This window comes from Streptomyces sp. NPDC048718 (assembly GCF_043198875.1).
In the GTDB taxonomy this organism is placed as follows: domain Bacteria; phylum Actinomycetota; class Actinomycetes; order Streptomycetales; family Streptomycetaceae; genus Streptomyces.
This window is the reverse complement of the sequence record NZ_JBICVG010000006.1, coordinates 277,772-302,286: the sequence shown is the minus strand read 5'-3', so window position 1 is coordinate 302,286 and position 24,515 is coordinate 277,772. Positions and strand designations below refer to the sequence as shown.

The window sequence follows — 24,515 nt, the reverse complement described above, 5'->3', positions numbered from 1 at the left end:
CCCCAGGTTCGAGACCCCGGGGCGGCCTCGGCAACCGGAATGATCCCGGCGTCAAGGGGACGCCCAGTACCCCGCCCAGGCGCGGGCCGCCTTGATCGTCTCCTCAAGGCCGGGCGTCCCATAGGCCTGCCAGTCCTCCCAGGAGCGCGCCTCGGCCTCGGTGAGCACCACGACCGCTTCCCGGGGGGCTTCGGCGAACGCGGGGACGGTCCGCGCCCAGGCGGCGGCCTGTTCGGGGGTCTGGTTGCCGTCCAGGACGAGCCGCATCCCCCACACGGCCGTATCGATCCAGGCCGGCCCGCTCATCGCCCACGCCCAGTCGACCATCCACACCCGGCCGCCGCGCTCGATCATGAAGTTCGAGGCGCACGGGTCGGAGTGCACGAGCCGATCGCCCTTCAGGAGGGGTTCGTCAGCCGGGTCGCAGTACTCGCCCCACCGTTCCCACGGCGTGAGGCTGACCTCCGGCGGCGCGGGGCACCGGCTCAGTTCCCCCAAGGCGGCGGCGACCGGCGCCAGATGGTCGCTGCCGTCGCCGAACCACGCCCACGCGCTCGCCTGGACCCCTTCGAAGCAGACCAGGAGCCAGCCCCCCGCCTCCTCCTGCCACAGCATCCTCGGCGCACCCGCTGGCAGGAACGGATTGACGGCCGCCTCCGCCCGCAGCTCGCCGATCCGTTCGTGGTCGAGCGGCAGCCCCTTCACGAACACCATCTCCGGGCCCGACGACGGCCAGAACAGCGAGGCGAGCGCACTGCTGGTGCCGTTCTCCACCTCGGCCCTCGGACAGCCCTCCCCGAGCCGGTCGGCGAGGGCCCGCCGGGTCGCCTCGGGAAGCTCGTCGTACGGAAGCCGGCCGACCCGCATACCCGGTCAGCGCCCCGCCGGGCCCGCCGGCCCGGACAGTCCCACCCACCCCGACGGGGGCCACCGCGGGTCGTTCGGCGGAAACGGCGGGTTCTTGTCCGGCCGGGTGGGCGGGCTGGTGGACGGCCGCCCCGGGGGCGGCGAGGACGTGGGCCGGGGAGCCGGGCGGCGCTCCAGCAGGAGGGTCGTCATGGTCGCGAAGGCCCCTTCTTCCGTCGTCGGCCCGGTCGAGACCAACGGCGCTCGCGCGCACGGCCTCGCTCCGGCTTCGCCGCGCGCTCCGCGTTCCTCTCGCGGACGGCGGCCAACAGAACGGCGGAATCCTCCCCGCCGGATGTCGGGCGAAACCCGGCCGCCCTACCGTCTCCGCGCCAAAAACTCCTCGAAGGTCACCCGTCCCTCGGCCCGGTCCGGGACCAGATGGCCGCCGGCGGCGAAGGCGCGGGCCGTCTTGCCGGGGAGGGAGACGGTCACGATACGGCGGCGGCTCCCCGTGGCCCGGAGATACGCCCCCGCCAGGTCGGGCAAGGTCCGGACCTCGGGACCTCCGAGGTCGGGAACCCGGCCCGCCGGGTCGCCGGCGGCGATCTCGGCGAGACGGGCCGCGACCTCGGAGGTGTCGATGGGCTGGTCCGAGACCCCCTTGGGCAACACCATCACCGGCAACTTGGCGAGGGATTCCAGGAGTTTGCGCACCAGATCGTGGAACTGGGTGGCGCGCAGGATGGTCCAGCCGAGCCCCGACGACTCCACGAGCCGTTCGACGGTCAGCTTGGTCCGGTAGTAGCCGAGCGGGACGCGGTCGACCCCGACGATCGAGATGTAGACCAGGTGCCGCACCCCGGCCCGGTCGGCTGCGCCGATCAGGTGATGCGCGGCCTCCTCGTCCCCGCCCGTCGGCGAGCTGGCGCAGTGCACGACCGTGTCCACACCCGCGAGCGCCGCGTCCAGCTCCGGCCCGCCTTTGCGCAGGTCCACGGCGTACGGCTGGGTGTGCCGGCTGAGCACCCGCACCTCGTGGCCCGCGTCGCGCAGCCGTGCGACGACGAGCCGCCCGAGGGTGCCGGTACCGCCGGTCACGAGGATCACGGTCATGGGTCTGTCGCCTTCCCTCGCGCCTGCGCTCAGTTCACTTCTTCCACTTGTCTCACGCCGGACGTCAGAGGTCGAGTTCCGCGCGGACCGTTTTGCCCAGCGGATGCCGGTCCAGGACCTCCCAGCGGCTGGCGAGCGCGTCCACGATGAGCAGCCCGCGCCCGAACTCCGCGGACGGCTCGAACGGGGCGACCTCCGGACACCGTTCGGAGCGGGTGTCCGCGACCTCGATCCGCAGGATCGTGAACGGCTTGCTCGCGTACGTGAGCGTCAACTCGAAGTCCCTGCCCGGGATACGGCCGTGGGTCGCGGCGTTCGCGGCCAGCTCGGCCACGATGTGCGCGGCGGCGTCGGAGGCGAACGTGCCGTAACCGATGCCCCAGCGGTCCAGCTCGTAGAGCGCGAGATGCCGGGAGAGACGGGCGCCGCGGGGCGTGGAGCTGAAGCGCTGGCTGAACACACGTACGGTAACCGGCACTTCTTGTGCCTGGGGGGTGGTCATGCGGCCACTTTTGCGACGAAAAGCCCGTCTCCCCAGACCAGAAACTCGTACGCTCGGTAAGCGTACGGGTTCAGAGGGTGGACAGTACTCGTCACTGCCCGTAAGCATTCCTCTGAGATCGGGAGGTGGTGCCGCCATGGTGGGCATCAATTCGGAGCCCGACCCCTCTGCCAGCCTGAGGGTGTTCGGTGCACTGGTCAAGTTTTTCCGCAAACAGGCGGGATACACGCAAGAGGAGTTCGCGCCGATCGTCGGCTACTCGGTGGAGAGCGTGTCCTCCATCGAGCAGGGACGGCGGCTCCCCTCGGGGAAGTTCGTGGACGCGGCGGAGAGGGTCCTGGACGCGGGCGGGGCGCTCAAGGAGGCGGCGAAGTACCTGGAGCGGACGAAGGGGCTGGCCAATTGGTTCGTCCCGTGGGCCAATCTGGAGAAGACGGCGCGCTGCCTCTGGATCTACGAGAGCCGGATGATCCCCGGTCTGCTCCAGATCGAGCCGTACGCGCAGGCCCTCTTCGAGAGGCGAGTCCCGTCCTTGAGCGACTCGGAGGTCGAGGAGAAGATGATCGCGCGAGCGGATCGGAAGGACTTGCTGACGAACCGCCCCAACACCTCGTACAGCTTCATCCTCGACGAGCAGATGCTCCGAAAGCTGATGGGCAGCCCCGAGATGCACCGGGCTCAGCTTGACCACGTCCTGACCGTGGCCGAGCAGCGCAACATCGAGATCCAGGTGATGTCGCAAAGCCAGTACCACGCCGGGATCAACGGCCCGTTCCAACTGCTGGAGACGCCCGAGCATCAGTGGCGGGCGTACTCCGAGGGGCAGGAGAACGGGCTCCTCATCTCCGACCCCCGTGTAGTCAGCATGCTCCAGCTGCGGTATGCCAGGATGCGGACACAGGCTCTCTCCCTTGAAGACTCCCTGAGCCTGTTGCGTGAGATCCGAGGAGCGACATGAGCACCACCGACCTGGCCTGGTTCAAGAGCAGCTACAGCAGCGGCGGCGACGGAGACTGCGTCGAAGTAGCGCTCTCGTGGCACAAGTCCAGCTACAGCAGCAGCGACAGCGGCGACTGCGTCGAGGTCGCCACCTGCCCCACCACCGTCCACGTCCGCGACTCCAAGCGCCCCGACGACGCCCAGCTCGCCCTCGCTCCCACCACCTGGAGCGCGTTCCTCGCGAACTGCGAGGAAATCTAGCGAGATTCTCCACCCTCGACGGATGCCCCTCGCCCGGCTCGGGCCGGGGCATCCGTCGTTTCCGAGCCCGTTGTCCGAGACCCGAGGAGCGACATGATCAGCACCGCAGACCTGGCCTGGTTCAAGAGCAGCTACAGCAGCGGCGACGGAGACGACTGCGTCGAAGTCGCCCTCTCCTGGCGCAAGTCCAGCTACAGCAGTGGCAGCGACGGCGACTGCGTCGAAGTCGCCCTCCCCTGGCACAAGTCCAGCCACAGCGGCAGCGATGGCGACGACTGCGTCGAAGTCGCCGCCTGCCCCACCACCGTCCACGTCCGCGACTCCAAGCGCCCCGACGACGCCCGGCTTGCTCTCTCCCCCACCACCTGGACCACCTTCCTCGCCACCTGCGGCGGTCTCTGATGGGCTACCTGGACGAACTGTTCTCCCTCGAAGGGCGCAACGCGCTCGTCACCGGCGGAAGTTCGGGCATCGGCAAGGCCATCGCCCGCGCTCTCGCCCGCGCCGGGGCGTCCGTCGTGATCGTCGCCCGGCGCGAGGCCGAGCTGAAGGCGGCGGTGGACGAGCTGACGGAGGCCGGGTGCCGGGCCGCGTGGGTGAGCGGGGATCTCGCCACGCGCGCCGGTGTCCGTACGGCGGCCGAGGAGGCGGCGGCGGTGTTCGGGGAGCCGGACATCCTCGTCAACGCTGCCGGGAACAACATCCGTCCGCCTCTCGCCGAACTCACCGACGAGGACTGGGACCGCACGATGGCGGTCAATCTGGAGGCGCCGTTCCTGCTCGGGCAGCGGTTCGGGCCGAAGATGGCCGAGCGCGGGTACGGGCGGATCATCCACGTCACCTCGCAGCAGGCGCACCGGGCGTTCGTCCAGTCCGGGGCGTACGGGGTGTCGAAGGGCGGGCTCGAATCACTGACCCGTTCGCAGGCGGAGGCGTGGTCCCCGTACGGCGTCACCGTGAACGCCCTCGTCCCCGGCTTCGTGATGACCCCGCTCAACGCCCGGCTGTCCTCCGACCCCGTGAAAGTCGCGGCCCTCGCCGAGCGCACCATGGTCGGGCGGAACGGTCTGGCCGGCGATTTCGAGGGCGCGGCCGTCTTCCTGGCCGGTCCGGGGTCGGCGTATGTCACCGGGCAGGCGCTCTTCGTGGACGGCGGTCTGTCCGTTCACTGAGCCCACGCGCGAGCACCGGCCGCAACCACCCGTCCCCGGGGGCTGCGGCCGGCGGCTTTTCCGCTCCAGCGACGAGGCGACTCGGCTACAGGACGGCGACCGTGAACGGCCGGTCCGCGTCCTTGCCCGCGTCGTCGCTGGTGACGACGGTGATGGTGTGGGCGTCGTTGCCGCAGTAGGCGTGCGCCTTGCCGATCGCGGTGATCTCACCCCGGTAGTCGCTGAGTGTGGCGAGGATCGCCGCCGCGCCCAGGTTCGACACGGCGGTGGTCGGCACCTTGACGCAGTAGATGCCCTTGCGGCCCGAGGATCCGCCCCGGGTGACCGACGTGACGTTCTTGGAGTGCTCGACGGTGGCGTTCGCGGCCACCTTCGCGGCCGCTCGGGCGTAGGGGGCGTCGAGGTCGTCGGTCGCGGCGGTGGCGGTCGCGGTGGCGGTCAGGAGGCCGAGCGACAGCGCTCCGCCGAGGGCGAGGGCGAGGACGCGGCTGATGCGGGAAGTCGAGGTTCGCATGATCTTCTTCCTTCTCGGCCACGGGCACCGCGACGGGCGTCACGCGGCCGGGGATTCAGGAACGAGCGGAACGATGACGGCCACGTGGTGCGTGTCCTCCGGAATGATGGGGCCGCACACACCGCCTCCACATCCGTACATACGCGGATTCACCCGATTCGGTGAGCCGTACCGACAGAGGTTCGCCTCGCGTTGCCCCTGTCCCCCAGGCGACTCGACCACGAGGTGGTGTTCGACATCGTGCCGACGGGCGGTGGTCACGCGTCTTCCTGAAGTCGAAGCATCTGGTGGAAGAGTGACGCGTTCCCTCGTGCCATGAGTTCGGTGTACGTACCGGTCTCCGCGACACGTCCGCCGTCGAGGACGATGATGCGGTCGGCGATGCGTGCGTTGGCGAGCCGGTGGGTGATGAAGATGGTCGCGCGGCCGCGGGAAAGGGCCTTGAGCCGGGTGAAAACGCGGTGTTCGGCTCGGGCGTCGAGCGCTGCGGTGGGCTCGTCCAGGACGAGGACGGGTGCGTCCCGGTGGAAGGCGCGGGCGATGGCCAGGCGCTGCCACTGCCCGCCGGACAGATCGTGGCCTCCCCACCAGGAGCGAGCGAGGGACGTGTCGAGGCCGCCGGGGAGGGCGGCGATGACGCTGTCCGCGCCTGCCGCTTCGGCGGCCTGGTGGATCGCGGCGTCCCCGAGATGATGGGGTTGGCCGAGGTGGATGGCGTCGAGGACGACGTCGCCGCCGTGCCCGGTCAGGTGCAGCGGCAGGCCCGCGACGGGTTTCAGGTAGGCGCGGTCCATGGCGTAGACGGCGGCGTCCAGGGTGGGTTCGTCGCCGGTGGGCTGGCCGGGAGGGAAGGAGAACGGCAGTTCGCCGTCTCCGCCGAACGTGACCGTGTGCAACAGGCCGGCGTGCTCGGCGAGCCGGGCGGCCAGGGTCTCGTCTTCGGTACTGGTGTAGCGGTCGGCGTAGGTGACCGCGTGCACGTCTCCCACCTCTGCGGCGAGGATCGCGGCCGAGGAGGAGTCCAGCCCGCCGGACAGGTCGGCCCCGACGGCCGTCCCGGCGGCGCGTACCCGCTCCTGCACCGCCTGGGTGAGCGTGGCGCCGAACCGCCGGGCCCCGGTGGCGAGGTCCGGCACCGGGTCGATCGCCTTGATGTCGACAAGCCGGGGGGCCTGGCCTGGTTCGAGGAGGAGTCCGTATCCGCCGGGGACGAGTCCGATGCCTTCGTACACGCTGCGCTCGGGCCAGTGGTCTCCGGCGACGATGCGCGCGGCCAGGAGCGCCAGGTCCGGGACGAGGCGGTAGCCGAGACACTGGACGTCGGTCGCCCACTCGCCGGTGGGGGTGTAGTAGACGGGCCGGAGTCCGGCCAGGTCACCGCACGCGAACCGGGCGCGCCCGTCGTCCGCGGTGACCCAGTACGAACCGGGGAAGGCGGTGAGGTCCGCCCACCGCCCGGCGTGCACGGCGCTGAGCGCGGCGTGCAGTTCGTTGTCTGCGGGCCTGCACGGCCCGGCGACGGCGAGCGTCGCCTGTCCGTCGGTCACGCTGCGCACGGGCCCTGCGGCGGCCAGGGAGCCGGGTCCGTAGCAGACGTAGTAGGCGATCTTGGTGGGGTCGCTGATGCGGCGGCGGGCCAGGACCCAGTGCCCGAAACCGTCCTGCCCCTGCGGGCGGATCGCGATCCGGGTCCAGTCGTAGAACCGCTGGCCGCGGCCCCCGCACCGGCGGAGATCCGTTTCCATGCCTGCCGGGGCACTGCGGTGATCAGGTCCCGGACCTCGGTGTCCGTGCCGCCGGTGGTGGTCAGGGTGTCGTTGACCTTGGTGGCCAGCACGTAGGCGACGTGCCGCTCCTCCAGCCAGGCCCGCAGGTGTTTGACCTGGCCGTAGGTCTCATCCGCAGTGACCCAGGCGAAGGGAACACGTGCGTCGATCGCGCGTTGCGGCATCCACTTGAAGTGCTCGATCTTCGTGGCGAAGGCCACCTCGTCGCCGATGCCGGCGGCCCGACACCGTTCCCGGTCATCGGCCCAGGAGACGGGGATATACAGTTCGCGGTCGATCAAGGCCCGGCCTGTGGCGGAGGCATAGGCCAGGAACGTGCCAATCTGGCAGTTTTCTGTGCGTCCGGCCGTGCCGGAGTACTGCCTTTAGACCCCGGCGGACTTGACGCCCTTCTTCAGGAAGCCGGTGTCCTCCCCGATCAGGACCGCGTCGTTGCTGCCGATCGTCTCGACGACGAAGTCACGCACATCGTCGCGGACCACGTTCTCGTCCCAGTGGGCGAAGTTCAGCAGCCGCTGGAAACCGTCCGGGCGACGCTGGCCGGCCTGCTCGGCCAGCGTCCACCCGTTCTTCCTTTCCAGCGGCGCGAGCAACGTGCTCAGGTAGTCCAGAGCCCGTTCACGCGACTCCGACCTGCCAAAACGTCCTGCGAACCGGGCATGAAGCCCGACTATCCCCTCGGACCGGTCCTCGATCTGCGCGTCCGTCAGCGATTCATCACACAGTCAGCCCAACGACCAAGACGCCGGCCGGTCACACCACATGCGGTTGCAGTACTAACGGCCCTTCGTCCGCAACGGCCCCCTCACCCTTTGGCCCCACCACCTGCACGCTCTGATCCGCTCCACCCTGCGCACCGCGGACGACCCCACCGACGACCGGTGGACCGCCACTGACTGGCGCGTGGCCGTCGCCCGGGTCCTGGCCGCGCTCGGCAAACAGCGGTGGGTGACAAGCGATGTGACAGGCACTCGGCTTGCGCCCTGCACCACTCTTGCGCGTAGCGGGCGGATCAGGCGCCGCCGGTCGAAATCACCAGGAGTGCAAGAAAGAGATCAATCCGTAACCATCAAATGGGCAGCATTTGCCCGATTAGTGAGGAAGTGAAGATGATCTAATTTGGTCGATGCGGCAGTGGCGCCGTTTGAGAAGGGGCTGATCCGCCCCGGCCAGAATGTGCAGATCCTCTCCGAGGAATCAGGGAAGCAGGTGACAGGAACAGTGATCTCCGTCGCCAAGTCACCCACGAAGCCCCAAGCCGGGGAATCCACTCAGAGCGGTGAAAACTACGCTGTAAAAGTGAAGCCGTCGAATTCGCTTACTTCGGATTTCTACGGTGCGGACGTTCGACTGACCATCGTCTCCGCGTCCTCGCAGGGTGAGGTGCCGGCCGTGCCGCCTTCGGCGATCTCCGCGGGTGCAGACGGACTGACCGCTGTCACGGTACGAACCGGAAGTCACGAACGACGAGTCGCCGTTCAGGTCGGCATGACCGGAGACGGCTACGTGCAGATCACCCCGGAAGGGTCCGCCCGGATTTCTTCGGGTGACCAAGTAGTTGTAGGCGTTCAGCCGCCTCTCGGCAGTGGTCGGTCGTGAGTGCGATTCCCCTTGACGGGCATCCGGTTATCGAGTTCACCACGGTAGGACATACCTATCCGGGGCCTCCCGCAGTCGAGGCGCTGCACCCTTGTGACTTGCGGATCGTGCAGGGCGAGTATGTCACCGTCGTCGGTCCCTCAGGGTCGGGCAAGTCGACGCTGCTGAATATCATCGGCCTTCTTGATGTGCCCACGCGTGGAACGTATCTGCTAGACGGGATCGACACGGCGGCCGTCAGCGAGTCGAGCCGTGCGGCCATGCGCGGTCGGCGCATCGGCTTCGTCTTCCAGTCCTTTCATCTGCTGCCGCACCGCAGCGCGCTGGAGAACGTCGAAGTCGCCATGGTGTACCGGCGCGTACCGCGGCGCGAGCGGTGCATCCGGGCAGAGGCCGTGCTACGCAGAGTCGACACACGATGCACACGTTGCCGCGCAGGGGCAGCGCACCATCACGATCCGCGATGGAATTCTGACCGAGTTGTCCCGCCACGGGGTGGCCGAGTGATACGGCTTCACCTCGGTCGTCGATCTCACCGGAATTCCATCGGCCGGTCCCGGATCGCGTCGAGGGACCTCTTTTCCGAGGCGATAACGGGAATCCTGCAACGGCCGGCCCGATCCATCCTGACTGCTCTGGGCACCGTGCTCGGAGTGGGCGCTTTCATTGCCGTGCTCGGCCTTACCGGCACCGCGGCTTCGCAGATCGACACCCGATTCAACGAGCTCACGGCAACGGAAGTCAACATCGAGGACGCAGGTGGGCAGGATTCCGCCCGCGTTCCCCTAGCCTTCCCCCGGGACGCCGACGCGCGTATTCGTCGTCTCAACGGTGTCACATCGGCCGGCGTGTACTGGCGAGTCCGGCTTGGTCCCAGCCGGCCCGTCCAGGCCGTTCCTCTCGGTTCCGCTGACGGTGCCGACGCGCATACACAGGTGATCGCCGCGTCATCCGGCGTTCTCACTGCCGTGAACTCGCGTTTCGTACAAGGTCGTTCCCTGGACGACTTCCACGACCAGTACAACCAGCAAGTCGCCGTCCTGGGACAGGCGGCAGCGGCCCGCATGGGGATCAAAACCCTGCGGACAGCACCTGCCATCTTCATCGGCGGCACCGCCTTCACCGTGATCGGCATCATCGAAGACGTGGACCGGAAACCGGACTTGCTGATGTCCGTGATGGTGCCGCGCAGCACAGCGGAACGCGTCTGGGGGCCTCCTGCAGACACCCGCGCCCGCATGCTCGTCTCCACCAGGCTCGGCGCGGCTTCTCAGGTCGCGCGCGAAGCCGCCGTCGCCCTGCGGCCAGAGCATCCCGAGTACTTCAACGTTGTTCCACCGCCGGATCCGAGGTCGCTGCGGTCTGCCGTAGGCGACGACCTCGGCCAGCTGTTCCTCGTCCTCGCAGGCGTCTGCCTGGTCATCGGAGCGGTCGGCATTGCCAACACCACACTCGTCGCGGTGATGGAGCGCACGAGCGAGATCGGACTCCGCCGGGCACTGGGCGCACGCGGCATCCACATCACGCTCCAGTTCCTGACCGAGTCCGCGGCCCTCGGCCTCTTGGGAGGGCTGGCCGGGACATCCATCGGGACCGCGGTCGTTGTTGCCACAGCCTTGGCGAAGCAGTGGACACCCGTACTCGATCCCATCACGCTCATGTCCGCACCCCTGCTGGGCCTGGTCACAGGGCTTCTGGCCGGCCTGTACCCGGCGTGGCGGGCCTCCAGCATTCCCCCCGGTCGAGGCCCTGCGCCGCTGAGGCGGCGCGGTCCTCACCCACGCATCGGACGCGACAGCCCATCCCTCCATAGCCGGCCGCGAGCGCCTCTTTGCCGACGACCGGTCCTCGACAGGTGATCGTCCGCCTTCTCTCTGGCGGCCGCCGGCCGAAGAGCGCTGCCCCGCGCGTACGAGAGATCCCGACTTCCCACCCCGCCCGGGGCTGGGACTGCCGTGACGGTCCCCGTCACGGAACACCTCTTTGAAGGAGAACTGTTGAGATTTCGCAGAAGAGCGCGAATAGGGATGACGGCCGCAGCCGTCGGTGCCCTATTCGCCGGAACACTCCAAGCGACGGCCACCGCGGCGGAGACACCCGCTCCCCTGCCCGCGCTGAAGATGCCGGGCAAGGCTAAGCCTCACGACGTTCCCGCCGACGAACGCTCGCGTGTGCTCGGCAAGGACTGGAAGAAGTCGACAGACCTCGCCTGGACCGCCGAGGGTGACGCCCGGGGGTTTCATCTCTTCACCGCGCGCGAAGGCGACGGTTACGCGTGGACCACCACGGCTTCACTGTCGGAGCCCGGGTTCGACACCGACGCGTGGATCGGAAATGCCTGTGTGACGGGCTCGGGCAAGCGTGCCGTAGTGGTGTACGCACCCCGCACGTTCACGAATGACCCGCGGCTGATGGCGCGCGGCGCGTTCGCGGCCGTGGTGGAGCTGGAGACGGGCGAAGTCACCAAGCTGCCCGTCCAGGTGTCCCTGTCGTACTACAACCCGGGATGCGGTACGGGCGAGCAGGCGGTGCTCACCCAGTCCGGCGGCGAGGACAAGGCGGCGACGCGGCTGCTCACGCTCGACACCGTGACGGGGAAGCTCTCGGAACCGATTCAGGTCGGCGGACAGGTGACGTCCTCGGTCCCCGCCAAGGACGGGTCCGTCATCGGCGCGGCCGGCGCCCAGATCGTCAAGATCGACCGCCGGGGTGCCAAGACCGTCCTCGCCGTCACCGAGTCGACGCCCTACCGCCTGGTCCCCGATGCCGATGGTGGCCTTGTCTTCCTCGACAGGCCGGCCGCGGCCTCATCCCGGGGCAAGGCATCCTCCGCCGGCCGGAATACCACGCGCGCCAAGCACATCACCGCTGACCAGGTCAACCGTCCCGCCGGAAAGAAGTCCCGCGCTACGGTGCTCGCCGAGGGGCCGCAGGCTCATACCGGTCTCACCGGCAACGCCGGCACGGTGTATCTGACCGGCCAGGTCCAGCTCCCCCAGGGGGTGAAGCTGCCGCGGGCCGTGCGTCACTTGTCCGGCACTCCCAAGGACGCGAAGGTAACCACGGCGGCTCGCGCAGTCCTCACTAAGACGGCGTGGAGCGACGGCCAGGGAGCCCTGCTCCGGTACGACGGAGGGGACAAGAACCGCCCAGTCGATGTCACCATGCACGTGCTCGAAAGCGACCAGAAGGCCGAATTCACCGTCGACCCCCAGGCTCGTAGGAGCCCACGGATCGCGGAGGGTTCCGAGCCCACACCTGCCCTCAAGAGCGCCGACCGACAGACGTCCGCGGCACCCCTGGTGAGCAGTGCACCTTCCGCCGTGCGGGCGCTGGCGGCCGCGTCCGGCGCCCGCGACGAAGCGGTGGAGTCCGAGCGCACCTGCTCCGTTCCGCGCAATGACCCACACAACCAGGCGATGCAGCCCAAGCCTCGACAGGTCGAGTGGGCGGTCAACATGGCCATCCGCGACGCGCTGAACAACCACATCAGCCGGCCCGCCAATTGGAAGAACCTCGGGATGCCGGCCTACCAGCCGCAGACCCTGTTCCCCGCCCCCACTCTGGAGGGTGGGGGCACAATTCCCGCCCAGGTGATGCTCGGAGTCACCGCGCAGGAATCCAACATGTGGCAGGCATCCCGCGTCGCCGTCCCCGGCGTCACCGCGAACCCCCTGATCGGCAACTACTACGGCATCGATCTCTACGATGGCGATTCCTCCAATGACTGGGATGTCGACTGGGCCGAGGCAGACTGCGGCTACGGCATCACCCAGGTGACCGACCACATGCGCCTGGCCGGCCGCGAGGATGGACATGGCGGCGCGGCCTGGGACTACCAGAAGCAGCGCGCGGTCGCCCTCGACTACACCGCCAACGTGGCCGCCGGACTGCAGATCCTCGCCGACAAGTGGAACACCACCCGTCGTGCCGGTCTCGTGGCCAACAACGGAAACCCGGCCAAGCTGGAGAACTGGACCTTTGCTCTGTGGTCCTACAACTCGGGTTTCCACGAGAACACAGGCATGGGGCAGCCCTGGGGCGTGGGTTGGTCGAACAACCCCGCCAACCCCGAGTGGGACGCCGGCCGGAGCCCGTTCATGGAGGACGGTCTCGGTAACGAGGACGCTGCCGACGCCTCCCATCCCCAGGACTGGCCTTACCAGGAGAAGGTCCTCGGTTTCGCTGCCCATCCGCCGTCCTACCTGGAATCACCGGGCACGATGGTTCCGGCTTTCCGGGCAGCTTCATGGAACGGCAAGGAAGGGGATGCCACTGTCGCCGGTTCGGCCAAGCAGAACCGCGCGCAGGTCAAGCCCCCTGAGGATCTGTTCTGCACTGCGGCCAACAGCTGCGACCCGGCCAGGATCAGTGATTCCGCCAGCAACTCGGCCTTCACCGGTCCCTGCACCCTCGCCGATTTCAAGTGTTGGTGGAATGAGCCTGTCCAGTGGAAGTCGGACTGCGACTCCTACTGCGGCAACGACTTCACTCGATTCCCCGTCACCTGGGCCGAAGAACCCGACGGAACCGCATACCCGCCGAATTGTACGACCGCAGGACTTCCGACTGGCGCCCGAATCGTCGACGACCTGCCGGAGGGCACGCCCGTCGTAAGACCTGGATGCGATAACAGTGGCTGGACCAATAAGGGTTCCTTCACCTTCGATTTCGGTGATGGCGAGAGCGGCTGCACCGGCTGCTCTACGAAGTGGCCGGCCAAGGCCGACCTTCATCAGCTCGGCGCTGGATTCGGTGGGCATTTCTATTTCGGTCACACCCGGAAGGACGATGCCAAGGGGAATCGTCTGAAAATCACCGGAACGTGGAAGCTCAACGAGTCGCTTGACCAGGCCAAGGTCTTTGTGCATCTTCCCGACCACGGCGCACAGACCAAGGTCGCGCAGTACGAGATTAAGACTCGGGACGGAATTCGCACGCGGACCGTTTCCCAGCCGGGGAACGGCAACCGATGGGTGGATATCGGTTATTACCGGTTCGCTGGCACGCCTGAAGTCAGCCTCTCCACCATCACATCCGACGGAACTGGTGACCAGGACGTCGCTTTTGACGCGGTAGCCTTCGTTCCCGGCCGGTTCGGCGGTGTGGACATCACACTTCCGGAACCGGACAAGGATGCACCGAACGTGGACTGGGACACTGTCAATGGTCCCATTTCCATGGCGGCTCCCGTGAGTACTCCCGTCATCCCTGATGCGGCTGGGGCGACCGGCCTCAGTAGCACGGGGCTGAACGCGTTGCGTGCGTCTGGTGCCGTCACCTCTGCCGAGTCCAAGGGGATGAGTTGCAGTCGGCCGGACTCCTCCGGAAAGGTTGGCTGCGTCCGTTCCGTATCCGATTCCAAGGAGATGGGTTCGCTTCCGGCTCCCAAGCAGAGGATTGCCAGCCCCCTTGCTGCGACTGCCGGCACGTCGTGGTGCACGAATCACCGGGGCTCCCACCGATACACGCGATTCGAAGCATGCTTCCATAACGTGTACGAGTACCAGGCGTGGAAGATTTCGGACAACGAACCCCCGGATCTGATCGGGGAGGCGAACTTCGACATGTACCACTACATCGGTCTGGAACGGCGTTTGGGTACCTTCCGTCAGTCACTCGAAGTGTGGCCGATCAGCATTGATCAGAAGCTGGTCAACATCACCCTGGACATCCGATTCAACTGCTTTGAGTCGGATTCCTGCGAGAGTCAGCCGGAACACTGGGACGCTTCTCTCACTTGGACCCCGGGGGATGTTCACATTGCCCGGGCCACGAAGGAGCATGCCTGGAAGAACCAGGCGTCCACCCGAGGGTGGGACCCGATAGGTTTCAACTGGAAATACCAGGCATACACGCCCGTCGCAGGCCCTGCCGCAGTGCGAGTCAACGCTGATGACCTTTTGGCTCAGTGTGACAACTTCGCCACTGCGGGAACCGTGGGTTGCTCGTTCGGGACCTATGCTCCGACCTACGTATTCAATTCGAAGAAATATCCGGCGGCGGCAGCACACGCATGGTTGATCCAGAACGCTCTAGCGTCGACTCACGCGGGATCCAAGAAGTTCGGAAGCCCGATGAACTATCTTCCCAACAATAAGAATAAGTACGGCAGGAACACGGATGATAATCGTCGCGTCATCTGTCCGAAGTCTTATCAATACCACAGCAAGACCACTCTCCTCCACGAGTTGGTGGAAAGTGGAGGGGCTGACGTTGCATCCTGTGATGAGTTTGCATTCGCGGGCTCATATCAGTCGGCTGGAATGCCCGCTGAATTCAATGGGAGAAATCCTGTGGATTCTGGTGATGCGTGTGTTCAGACATACGCCACCAGGGTCGCGCAGGGAACCTGGAAGCTGTACGATGACGATCGCTACCCGCTGCCTACCTTCAATGAGGTCTGCGGCAGGTCGTCGATGGCGCAGTGGCAGAATGGCGGATCAATGAATCGATTCGGCGGATTCGCTTCATACTTCAGGCTGTTGGACTCCGACGAATACTGGGTGGATATCCCGGGATTCGAGAACTGTTCGCCGGCAGGCCCCCTTGTGGAATGCACTATGACGCCGTAGTAGTCGAAGTGGGCGGGCGGGGGCGAACAGCCCTCGCCCGCCCGTTCGTCTTCGCCTCAGTCCCAGTAGAGCAGATCGCCCTGCAGGCAAGGAAGCTTCCCTCGAATCATCGATGCCGATTCGAGGGATTCAGCCGTATCTGAAAGGAAATGGGCGAGGGAGTGCCATTCGGTGGGCTCGCCGCCGGACTCGTGGAAGAATGTGCCGACGGAACCGCAGGTGGCGCCGGGGCGGCCGTCGATGAACAGGCAGCTCGCCCCGTCATGGTTGGCGGCGAAGGGTACCCATGCGGGATGCCAGTACTGTCCGACAAGTTCGGCATCGTCGTGAAGTGGTCCGCACAACCTCTTGCTGAGACGAAGTATGTCGGCCACGGGCAGCAGGCGTTGCTCGCTGTATAGGAACATTCCCGCATCTGACGCTTCGGCGCCATCGTGTATGGATAGCAGAAGTGTCAACTCTTCCAGTGCGTCAACATCCCATTGTTGATGAAGCGTCGATACCGACTCTCGGCCGACCGGTGGCCTCAACGAGTCCCGGCTTCCGGGGGCCATGACTGCCAGCCACTCATCGAGCCTATGCCAGGCCGACTTCAACTCTTCCGTGCCCATCCCACTCCTTGCGGTCATCGCGCTCACCGCGCGAACGTCGACCCCTCAAGTATCGGACGGGTGTCCGCGTGGTGCGGAATTCGCTACCCGTCCCCATCGATCGCCAGTCCCGCGCCGCCGTCTGCTTGCGCACCCTGTCAGAATCGTCGGCCACGAGGAAAGTATCTATGGTTGGTTCGTCGTCCGTGGACCTTTCGTGACGGATCCGAGGTTCCCTGATGCTCGGCCGACGCTCTCTCCTGCGGGCCAGTGCCGCACCCGCGGCGGCGGCCCCCTCGCCAGCCAGTGCCGGTCGGTGTCGTGGACCGGCGGGCCAGGGCGGCTACGTCGTGATCGCCGCCGACGCCCAGACAGGGAAGACCACCAGTACGGCTCATACTGCAACCGTATGTGGGGGGTCGTAACCCCGTCGTTGGTAGTGGCAGCGGCGGGCTCTGCTCGTCGACATCCAGCAGGACCGCGAGGCCGCCCGCGAACTCGTGCGCGTGAGGCGCGAGGTCGGCGGCGAGGTGACAGAACATCGACGCGGCGAGCTTGGAGTCCGCCTCCCCCGCCCGAGCAGCCACCCCTCTCGCACCTCGCCGCTGGTGGGCAGGACGGACCACCGGCTGGTGTCACCGTGCGGGGCGGTGTCCACGCAGGCATCCAGCGTCCACCACGCCCCCGGACGCCCGCCCGCGACCTCGACGAGGAGACCGACCAGCGCTCCCGAAGGAAAGTGGAGACGACGGTGGGGCAGTCCGCGAGCGGAAGACCAGTCTTCCAGCACGCCCAGAACGGGCCCGTAGTCGTCCAGGCCCCCGCGGCTCGGCAGCCGGATCAGCTCCTGGGCGAGCTCCACGACCGAGTCCGTGCGCTCCCGTGCCGCCCGCACCAGATCACCCGTCACTCCTGATCCACCCCCGTCCGTGCGCGCCGCCCGGGCAGAGCCGGACGGCGCCGACCGGCTCCATCGCCGCCCACGCAGAACGCCCGGCCGGGAAACCCCGGCCGGGCGTCTGCCCGAACTCATCGCGGCTGATCGAACGGCCCTGTGCCGCACCGGCCACGAGAAGCCTCCGTACTACCCCGTGCCCCTCGTCACCGATCACCCGGTCGGCTCAAACGGCCCGACCGATTTCCCGGCGCCGCACTCGGCGGCGCACTCAGTGGTGCAGGTCGAACCGGTCCAGGTCCATGACCTTGGCCCAGGCCTTGACGAAGTCCTCGACGAACTTCTTCTTCGCGTCGTCGGAGGCGTACACCTCGGAGACGGCGCGCAGCTCGGAGTTGGCACCGAAGACCAGGTCGGCGCGGGTGGCCGTCCACTTGGCCGCGCCGTCGGCGCCCCGGCCCTCGAACGTGGTCTGGTCGTCGTCGGACTTCCAGGTCGTGTCCATGTCGAGGAGGTTGACGAAGAAGTCGTTGGTCAGCTTGCCGGGCGTCTCGGTGAGCACGCCGTACGACGTCTGCGGCTGGGTCACGCCCAGGGTGCGCAGACCGCCGACGAGGACCGTCATCTCCGGGGCGGAGAGGGTGAGCAGGTTCGCCTTGTCGACGAGCAGGTACTCGGCGGGCAGGCGGACCCCCTTGCCCAGGTAGTTGCGGAAGCCGTCCGCGCTCGGCTCCATCTCCGAGAAGGACGCGACGTCCGTCTGCTCGATGGAGGCGTCGACGCGGCCCGCGTGGAACGGGACCTCGACGGCGAAGCCGGCGTCCTTGGCGGCCTTCTCGACGGCCGCGTTGCCCGCGAGAACGACGAGGTCGGCGATGGAGACCCGCTTGCCGCCGGTCGCCTCGGAGTCGAAGGACTCCTTGACGCCCTCCAGGGCGCGCAGGACCTGGGCCAGCTCGTCCGGGTTGTTGACCTCCCAGTTGTTCTGGGGCTCCAGGCGGATACGGCCGCCGTTGGCGCCACCGCGCTTGTCGCTGCCGCGGAAGGACGCGGCGGCGGACCAGGCGGCGCCGGCGAGCTGCGCGACGGTGAGGCCGGTCGCGAGGATCTTCTCCTTGAGGGAGGCGATGTCGGCGGCGTCGATCAGCTCGTACGTGCGCTCCGGCAGCGGGTCCTGCCAGAGCAGCTCCTCGCTCGGGACCTCGGGGCCGAGGTAGCGGACGACGGGGCCCATGTCGCGGTGGGTGAGCTTGAACCAGGCGCGGGCGAAGGCGTCCTTGAACGCCTCCGGGTCCTCGTAGAAGCGGCGCGAGATCGGCTCGTAGATCGGGTCGTAGCGCAGCGACAGGTCCGTCGTGAGCATCGTCGGGCGGTGCTTCTTCTTCGGGTCGAACGCGTCCGGCACGCTCTCCGGGGCGTCCTTGGCGACCCACTGGTGGGCGCCGGCCGGGCTCTTGGTGAGCTCGTACTCGAACTCGAAGAGGTTCTTCCAGAAGCCCTGGCCCCACTGGGTCGGGGTGTCGGTCCAGGTGACCTCCAGGCCCGAGCCGATGGCGTCCTTGCCGGAGCCGGTGCCGTACGAGCTCTTCCAGCCGAGGCCCATCTGCTCCATCGGGGCGGCCTCGGGCTCGGCGCCGACGTTGTCGGCCGGGCCGGCACCGTGGGTCTTGCCGAAGGTGTGGCCACCGGCGATGAGGGCGACGGTCTCCTCGTCGTCCATCGCCATGCGGGCGAAGGTCTCGCGGATGTCGCGGGCGGCGGCGATCGGGTCCGGGTTGCCGTTGGGGCCCTCGGGGTTGACGTAGATCAGACCCATCTGGACGGCGGCGAGGGGGTTTTCCAGGTCGCGGTCGCCGGTGTAGCGGGCGTCGCCCAGCCACTCGGTCTCCGGGCCCCAGTAGACGTCCTCGTCGGCCTCCCACTCGTCGACGCGGCCGCCGCCGAAGCCGAAGGTGTCGAAGCCCATGGTCTCCAGGGCGACGTTGCCGGTGAGGATCAGCAGGTCGGCCCAGGACAGCGACTTGCCGTACTTCTTCTTGACCGGCCACAGCAGACGGCGGGCCTTGTCCAGGCCGACGTTGTCCGGCCAGCTGTTGATCGGGGCGAAGCGCTGCTGACCGGCTCCGGCGCCGCCGCGGCCGTCACGGACGCGGTAGGTGCCGGCGCTGTGCCAGGCCATGCGGATCATCAGCGGGCCGTAGTTGCCGAAGTCGGCCGGCCACCAGTCCTTGGAGTCGGTGAGCACCTCGGCGATGTCGCGCTTGACGGCCGTCAGGTCGAGGCTGTTGAAGGCCTCGGCGTAGTCGAAGTCGCCGCCGAGCGGATTCGCCACGTCGGGGTTCTTCGCGAGGATCTTCAGGTTGAGCCGGTCCGGCCACCACTGCTGGTTGCCGCCGCCCTGGGTCGGGTGCGGGGCGCGACCGTGCGCTACGGGGCAACCGCCCGTGCTCTGTGCGGCCGACGCGTCCTCGGTGACAAGTGGATCGTGCTTCTGCTCAGACATCGGACTTTCCTTCCGAACCATGCGGCTCACGGGGCGCGGGGACTGCTGGGGGCGTCGATGGTCGGGCGGAACGCCGGAACGACCGGCGCGCACCCTCTTGGCTCCTACTGGAGTCGATCCTAATATGGACACAGTCCAAGTCAAGATGACAGCCGGACTTGTACGGTCGGGGTAGTGGCTTGTTACTCGCACAGCAAGGCTGGTGACCATGAGCAACCTGCTGGAACGGCTTCGCCGACGCGGCTGGCGGATGACCGCCCAGCGCCGGGTGGTCGCCGAGGTCCTGGACGGCGAGCACATTCACCTCACAGCGGACGAGGTACTGACCCGTGCCACTGCGAGACTGCCCGAGATCTCGCGCGCGACGGTGTACAACACGCTGGGCGAGCTGGTGGCGCTCGGGGAGCTGATCGAGGTGTCGAGCGTCGGGCGCGCCAAGCGTTACGACCCGAATGTCCGGCGCGCGCACCAGCATCTGGTCTGCGCGGGGTGCGGCACGGTCCGCGACGTCCACCCGGAGGGTGATCCGCTGGACGTGCTGCCGGAGGGGGAACGCTACGGGTTCACGGTGACGGGGGCCGAGGTGACCTACCGCGGCCTGTGCCCCGTGTGCGCGCGGAGGCGGGGCGGGGACGGGGAGCCGCCGGGCGAGGCCGGACAGCGGCCGGGTGAGGGACGGCCGGGCGGGTGTCCGCCAGGCGGGTGAACACGGGCCGGTGGGCGCGCGTAACGCGGCGAGGGCGCGCGGGGCGCCGGAGGCCCGCCCCGCGGCGGGGGACGTAACGCGGCAAGGGCGCCTGACGCGCCCGGGGTACGCGCCCCGGCCGGCGGGCGGCCGGGCACACGTAAGCCGGCGCGACGCGTACGCACCGGCCGGCTCACGGACATCCCTGGGCTCCCTGGACTCTCGGTTCTTCGGGCTCTGGGCTTCTGGGCTTCTGGGCTTCTGGGCCCTGCGGACCTACTGCGCCGGCCGGGTGACCAGTTCGGCGATCTCCCGGGCCAGTTCCGGGCCGAGTTCGCCCCAGCCCTCCTTGTAGCCGTAGACACTCGCCAGGCTGCGGGCGTCGTAGTCGCCGTTCATGATCTCGATGTCGGCGGTGGTGATGAGCCCGGGATGGGCGACGCCGACGGCGCCCGAGACCTTCAGCAACTCCTTGCGCAGGGTGCGCAGATAGGTCGCGGCGCGGGTGGCCTTCGACGGCGCGTCGACCCCGCGCACCAGCCACGGGTTCTGGGTGGCGATGCCGGTGGGGCACTTGTCGGTGTGGCACTTCTGCGCCTGGATGCAGCCGATCGACAGCATGGCCTCACGGGCGACGTTGATCATGTCGACGCCGAGCGCGAAGGCGACCGCGGCGTTCTCGGGCAGGCCGAGCTTGCCCGATCCGATGAAGGTCAGATCGTCCGTCAGACCTCGCTCGGCGAAGGTGCCGTAGACCCGCGAGAAGCCCATCCGGAACGGCAGCGACACCGAGTCCGAGAAGATCAGCGGCGCCGCGCCGGTGCCGCCCTCGCCCCCGTCGACGGTCACGAAGTCCACGCCCCGGTCGCCCCGGGCCATCAGGGCGGCCAGCTCCTCCCAGAAGCTCATCTCGCCCACGGCGCTCTTGATCCCGACCGGCAGACCGGTCTCGGCGGCGAGCAGTTCCACGAAGTCGAGCAGCGAATCGACGTCGTGGAAGGCGGTGTGCCGGGAGGGGGACGCGCAGTCCTCGCCCGCCGGGATGCCCCGGATCTCGGCGATCTCGGGGGTCACCTTCGCGGCCGGGAGCATGCCGCCGAGGCCGGGCTTGGCGCCCTGGGAGAGCTTGATCTCGATCGCCTTGACCGGGGCGCCGGCGACGACGGCCTTGAGCTTGTCGAGATTGAAGGTGCCGTCCGCGTCGCGGCAGCCGAAGTACGAGGTACCTATCTGCAGGACGAGATCGCCGCCGTTGCGGTGGTACGAAGACAGGCCGCCCTCGCCGGTGTTGTGCATCGTCCCGGCCATCGCCGCACCCTGGTTGAGGGCGGTGATGGCGGCGCCGGACAGCGAACCGAAGCTCATCGCCGAGATGTTGACGACGCTCGCCGGGCGGAACGCCTTGGCGCGCCCGCGCGGGCCGCCGAGGATCTTCGCCGAGGGCAGCGGGGCGTCCGGATTCGTCAGGTCGGGCAGCGCGCCGGCGAACGTTCGCTGCTTCACGTACGCGTGACCCTGCACATGCTCGACGTCGACGTCGGTGCCGAAACCGAAGTAGTTGTTCTCGCCCTTGGAGGAGGCGTAGATCCAGGTGCGCTGGTCGCGGCTGAAGGGGCGCTCCTCCTCGTTGGAGGTCACGACGTACTGCCGCAGTTCCGGCCCGATCCGCTCCAGCAGATAGCGGGCGTGGCCCACCACGGGGAAGTTCCTGAGCAGCGCGTGCTTCTTCTGGACGAGATCGCGGGCCGCCACCGCCGCCAGGGCTGTCGCGGCGGCCGTACCGATGATCCGAGCACGCATGAAACGTTCCTCTCGTCGACTGCTCGACGCCCGGCTCCGCCGCTCTGCGCGGCGGGTGGCGCGGGCCTCGTGGGCATGGCGCGGCGGACGCGTCCGGGCAGGCTTCGGCGTCCACCGTCGATCATCAGACGATCTTAGAGGTCATTCAAATGATTGGGCAGCCCAAAAAGGCGGCCCGGGAGAGTCCCGGCATATCGCCGGGCTCCCTCGGGCCGCCTCTCGATCGGTTTCCTGAGTCGCCTCTTGAACCGCAGCGGCCCCCTCGGGCCGCCTTGGATCAGCTCTCGTCCGGCTCCAGCCGGAGCGAGATCGAGTTGATGCAGTACCGCTGGTCGGTGGGGGTCGGGTAGCCCTCCCCCTCGAAGACATGCCCCAGGTGCGAACCGCAGCGGGCGCAGCGCACCTCGGTACGGATCATGCCGTGGGACGTGTCCGCGATCAGCTCGACGGCCTCGCTGTCCTTCGGGTCGTAGAACGACGGCCAGCCGCAGTGCGACTCGAACTTCTCGGTGGACGTGAAGAGTTCGGCCCCACAGGCCCGGCAGGCGTAGACGCCCTTCGTCTTCGTGTCCGTGTACTCGCCGCGGAAGGCGGGCTCGGTGCCCGCGAGCCGCAGCACCTGGTACTCGGACGGCGTGAGCTGCGCCTGCCACTCCTCGTCGGTCTTCTCGACCTCGTATTCGGCCCTGTCGGCCATGGTCCGCCTCCGCTCCCTCGGTGGTTCAGTTCGACAGACGGGCGAGGATCCTCGGGCCCAGGTCCGTGACGTCGCCCGCGCCCATGGTCAGAACGAAGTCGCCGGGGCGGACCATTCCCGCGATCACGTCCGGGACGGTGTCCTTGTCGTGGACGGGCGTGACGTCGGCGCCGGCCGCGCGGGCGGCGTCGATGATCAGCTCGCTGGTGATGCCCGGGATCGGGTCCTCGCGGGCCGGGTAGATGTCGAGGACCACCGACGCGTCGGCGAGCGCCAGCGCGTCGCCCATCTCGCGGCCCAGCTCCTGCGTACGGGAGAACAGGTGCGGCTGGAAGACGACGAGGAGGCGGGCGTCGGCGGCGGCGCCGCGCATGGCCTCCAGGTCGGCGGTCATCTCGGTGGGGTGGTGCGCGTACGAGTCGATGACCTGCACCCCCTGGGCCTCGCCCTTGAGCTGGAGGCGGCGGCCGACACCGGTGTACGCGGTGAGGGCGCGGGCCAGGTCGCGCGGGTCGACGCCCAGGCGGGAGCCGGCGGCGAGGGCGGCGGCGGCGTTGTGGGCGTAGTGGCGGCCGGGGACGGAGACGGTGAAGACGATCTCCTCGTCCAGGTCCGGCATGACGACCGCGACCTCGCTGGTCATGCCCTTCGGGGTGATCTTGCGGATCCAGACGTCGGAGCCCTCGGCCTCGCCGACGGTGAGGATCGTCAGGTCCTTGTTGCCGGAAACCCGGCCGGCCAGCTCGCGGGCGCCCGCGTGCTCGCCGACGACCAGGGTGCCGCCGGGGCGGATCTTGGCCGCGAACGCCTCGAAGGACTCGTAGATCTCGTCCATGGAGGCGTAGTTGGCGTGGTGGTCCAGCTCGACGTTGAGGACGATCGCGACCGTCGGGTCGTACTTCTGGAAGCTGCGGTCGCTCTCGTCGGCCTCGGCGACGAAGATGTCGCCCTCGCCGTGGCGGGCGTTGGTGCCGGGGCCGGCGAGGTCGCCGCCGATCGCGTACGAGGGGTCGAGACCCAGCTCGGTGAGCGCGACGGCCAGCATCGAGGTGGTGGTGGTCTTGCCGTGGGTGCCGGCGACCGCGAGGGCGCCGAGGCCGTCCATCAGGGAGGCGAGCGCGTCGGAGCGGTGCACGACCGGGATGCCCAGCTCGGCGGCGCGGGCCAGCTCGGGGTTGTCGGCGCGGATGGCGCTGGAGACGACGACGGCGGAGGCGTCGTCGGCCAGGTGCTCGGCGGCGTGGCCGATGTGCACGGTGACGCCGAGGGCGCGCAGCGCGTCGGCGGTGGCGGATTCCCTGGCGTCGCTGCCCGCGACCTTGGCGCCCCGCTGGGCGAGGATCTTCGCGATGCCCGACATTCCGGCACCGCCGATGCCGATGAAGTGCGGCCGTTCCATGGCGGCAGGGATGGCGGGTGCCATGCGGTTCTCCCCTGGGTCAAGATCTCGCGTTCGGTGAGGCCCCAGCCTAGGTGATGGCGGTCGGGCGCCCGGGAAGCGGTGCTCCCGGGCGCCCGCGGCGCCGCGAGGTCACGCGTGCGGGCCGGTGCGGGTCACTCGCTGTGCGCGAACAGCTTCAGGACCGGGACGCCGACCTTGTGGCGGGCCCGGGAGGCCCAGTCGCGGTGGAAGAACTCCTCCACGTAGTGCGGGGCGGTGAGCACGATCACCTCGTCGGCGCTCGCCTCCTCGACCACGTTCTTCATCTTGTCGAGGGGGTGCTCCTCGACCACCTGCCCGACCGCTTCGCAGCCCGCCGCCCTCAGCGCCTGGAGCGAGATCTCCAGGCCCTGCTCGGCGGGGGCAAGCGCCGCCTCGCCCTCCGGCTCGTCGCCCTCGCGGGCCGCTTCCTTGAGCTCGCCCATGGCCACGTCGTCGATGGCGCGCAGCAGCGCGTCGGCCTGGTCACCGCGCGGCTGCATCAGGACGATGAAGGACACGCCCTCGTCGCCGTGCAGGGTGGTGACGAAGTCCACGTCGTCGGCCGTCAGGGGCTTCTCGATCATCAGAACGCTTGTGAACACCTCAGGAAA

General features: G+C 68.4%; 17 protein-coding genes and 4 pseudogenes. 9 read left to right on the top strand and 12 right to left on the bottom strand.

The features are described 5' to 3' along the window. Window positions 1-51: 51 nt before the first annotated feature. The 3 genes from ACGFRB_RS14055 to ACGFRB_RS14045 all read right to left on the bottom strand — a co-directional run bounded on the left by ACGFRB_RS14055 (window position 52) and on the right by ACGFRB_RS14045 (window position 2,464). The gene (locus ACGFRB_RS14055; protein ID WP_393242888.1) at window positions 52-867 is read right to left on the bottom strand and encodes a phosphotransferase family protein; all 816 of its coding nucleotides are present in this window, start codon (window positions 865-867) and stop codon (window positions 52-54) included. A 357-nt stretch (window positions 868-1,224) separates the two neighbouring features. Then, complete coding sequence (locus ACGFRB_RS14050; protein ID WP_393242886.1) at window positions 1,225-1,962, bottom strand: SDR family oxidoreductase; 738 nt, start codon at window positions 1,960-1,962, stop codon at window positions 1,225-1,227. 64 nt (window positions 1,963-2,026) lie between these two features. Next, a complete protein-coding gene (locus ACGFRB_RS14045; RefSeq protein WP_393242884.1) occupies window positions 2,027-2,464 on the bottom strand; it encodes an ATP-binding protein in 438 nt (145 codons plus the stop codon). A 136-nt stretch (window positions 2,465-2,600) separates the two neighbouring features. Here ACGFRB_RS14045 and ACGFRB_RS14040 point away from each other — a divergent pair, with 136 nt between their 5' ends. From ACGFRB_RS14040 to ACGFRB_RS14025, 4 genes are all read left to right on the top strand, one after another. Beyond that, window positions 2,601-3,422 (top strand): helix-turn-helix transcriptional regulator, encoded by an 822-nt coding sequence (locus ACGFRB_RS14040; RefSeq protein WP_393242882.1) that lies wholly within the window; start codon window positions 2,601-2,603, stop codon window positions 3,420-3,422. After that, the gene (locus ACGFRB_RS14035; protein ID WP_393242880.1) at window positions 3,419-3,664 is read left to right on the top strand and encodes a DUF397 domain-containing protein; all 246 of its coding nucleotides are present in this window, start codon (window positions 3,419-3,421) and stop codon (window positions 3,662-3,664) included. Before ACGFRB_RS14040 ends, ACGFRB_RS14035 begins: the two co-directional genes overlap by 4 nt. Before the next feature lie 96 nt (window positions 3,665-3,760). Next, window positions 3,761-4,066: a DUF397 domain-containing protein gene (locus ACGFRB_RS14030; protein ID WP_393243119.1), complete on the top strand. Its 306-nt coding sequence runs from the start codon at window positions 3,761-3,763 to the stop codon at window positions 4,064-4,066. Further along, window positions 4,066-4,836, top strand: a complete 771-nt coding sequence (locus ACGFRB_RS14025) for an SDR family oxidoreductase (protein WP_363007615.1) — start codon at window positions 4,066-4,068, stop codon at window positions 4,834-4,836. Before ACGFRB_RS14030 ends, ACGFRB_RS14025 begins: the two co-directional genes overlap by 1 nt. Window positions 4,837-4,921: 85 nt before the next feature. On the opposite strand, the gene ACGFRB_RS14020 is transcribed toward ACGFRB_RS14025, so the two are convergent. From ACGFRB_RS14020 to ACGFRB_RS14010, 3 genes and pseudogenes are all read right to left on the bottom strand, one after another. Continuing rightward, window positions 4,922-5,350 carry a hypothetical protein gene (locus ACGFRB_RS14020; protein ID WP_393242878.1) on the bottom strand — a complete coding sequence of 143 codons (429 nt, stop codon included), beginning with the start codon at window positions 5,348-5,350 and terminating at the stop codon, window positions 4,922-4,924. 257 nt (window positions 5,351-5,607) lie between these two features. Next, a complete protein-coding gene (locus ACGFRB_RS14015; protein ID WP_393243117.1) occupies window positions 5,608-6,432 on the bottom strand; it encodes an asparagine synthase-related protein in 825 nt (274 codons plus the stop codon). Between the two features lie 498 nt (window positions 6,433-6,930). Next, window positions 6,931-7,832 (bottom strand): annotated as a pseudogene (locus ACGFRB_RS14010) (IS701 family transposase); the annotation flags it as partial. A gap of 424 nt (window positions 7,833-8,256) precedes the next feature. On the opposite strand from ACGFRB_RS14010, the gene ACGFRB_RS14005 reads away from it, so the two are divergent. The 4 genes and pseudogenes from ACGFRB_RS14005 (at window position 8,257) to ACGFRB_RS13990 (ending at window position 15,311) form a co-directional block, all read left to right on the top strand. Then, window positions 8,257-8,736, top strand: a complete 480-nt coding sequence (locus ACGFRB_RS14005; RefSeq protein ID WP_393242876.1) for a hypothetical protein — start codon at window positions 8,257-8,259, stop codon at window positions 8,734-8,736. Then, window positions 8,733-9,146, top strand: a pseudogene (locus ACGFRB_RS14000) (ABC transporter ATP-binding protein); the annotation flags it as partial. The gene ACGFRB_RS14005 and the pseudogene ACGFRB_RS14000, both read left to right, overlap by 4 nt. Window positions 9,147-9,281: 135 nt before the next feature. Continuing rightward, a pseudogene (locus ACGFRB_RS13995) lies at window positions 9,282-10,497 on the top strand (ABC transporter permease). A 266-nt stretch (window positions 10,498-10,763) separates the two neighbouring features. Beyond that, window positions 10,764-15,311, top strand: a complete 4,548-nt coding sequence (locus ACGFRB_RS13990) for a hypothetical protein (protein WP_393242874.1) — start codon at window positions 10,764-10,766, stop codon at window positions 15,309-15,311. Window positions 15,312-15,367: 56 nt separating this feature from the next. Here ACGFRB_RS13990 and ACGFRB_RS13985 read toward each other — a convergent pair whose 3' ends face one another. After that, window positions 15,368-15,922 carry a hypothetical protein gene (locus ACGFRB_RS13985; protein ID WP_393242872.1) on the bottom strand — a complete coding sequence of 185 codons (555 nt, stop codon included), beginning with the start codon at window positions 15,920-15,922 and terminating at the stop codon, window positions 15,368-15,370. A gap of 1,145 nt (window positions 15,923-17,067) precedes the next feature. Next, window positions 17,068-19,299, bottom strand: a complete 2,232-nt coding sequence (gene katG, locus ACGFRB_RS13980; RefSeq protein WP_393242870.1) for a catalase/peroxidase HPI — start codon at window positions 19,297-19,299, stop codon at window positions 17,068-17,070. Between the two features lie 208 nt (window positions 19,300-19,507). Here katG and ACGFRB_RS13975 point away from each other — a divergent pair. Beyond that, window positions 19,508-19,915: pseudogene (locus tag ACGFRB_RS13975) on the top strand (Fur family transcriptional regulator); the annotation flags it as partial. 345 nt (window positions 19,916-20,260) lie between these two features. Here ACGFRB_RS13975 and ACGFRB_RS13970 read toward each other — a convergent pair. The 4 genes from ACGFRB_RS13970 to ACGFRB_RS13955 all read right to left on the bottom strand — a co-directional run bounded on the left by ACGFRB_RS13970 (window position 20,261) and on the right by ACGFRB_RS13955 (window position 24,506). After that, the gene (locus tag ACGFRB_RS13970; protein WP_393242868.1) at window positions 20,261-21,784 is read right to left on the bottom strand and encodes an FMN-binding glutamate synthase family protein; all 1,524 of its coding nucleotides are present in this window, start codon (window positions 21,782-21,784) and stop codon (window positions 20,261-20,263) included. Between the two features lie 277 nt (window positions 21,785-22,061). Continuing rightward, a complete protein-coding gene (gene msrB, locus ACGFRB_RS13965) occupies window positions 22,062-22,481 on the bottom strand; it encodes a peptide-methionine (R)-S-oxide reductase MsrB (RefSeq protein WP_363012202.1) in 420 nt (139 codons plus the stop codon). A gap of 25 nt (window positions 22,482-22,506) precedes the next feature. Beyond that, window positions 22,507-23,904 (bottom strand): UDP-N-acetylmuramate--L-alanine ligase, encoded by a 1,398-nt coding sequence (gene murC, locus ACGFRB_RS13960; RefSeq protein ID WP_393242865.1) that lies wholly within the window; start codon window positions 23,902-23,904, stop codon window positions 22,507-22,509. A 131-nt stretch (window positions 23,905-24,035) separates the two neighbouring features. Further along, a complete protein-coding gene (locus ACGFRB_RS13955) occupies window positions 24,036-24,506 on the bottom strand; it encodes an indole-3-glycerol phosphate synthase (protein WP_363012199.1) in 471 nt (156 codons plus the stop codon). Between the last annotated feature and the right edge of the window lie 9 nt (window positions 24,507-24,515).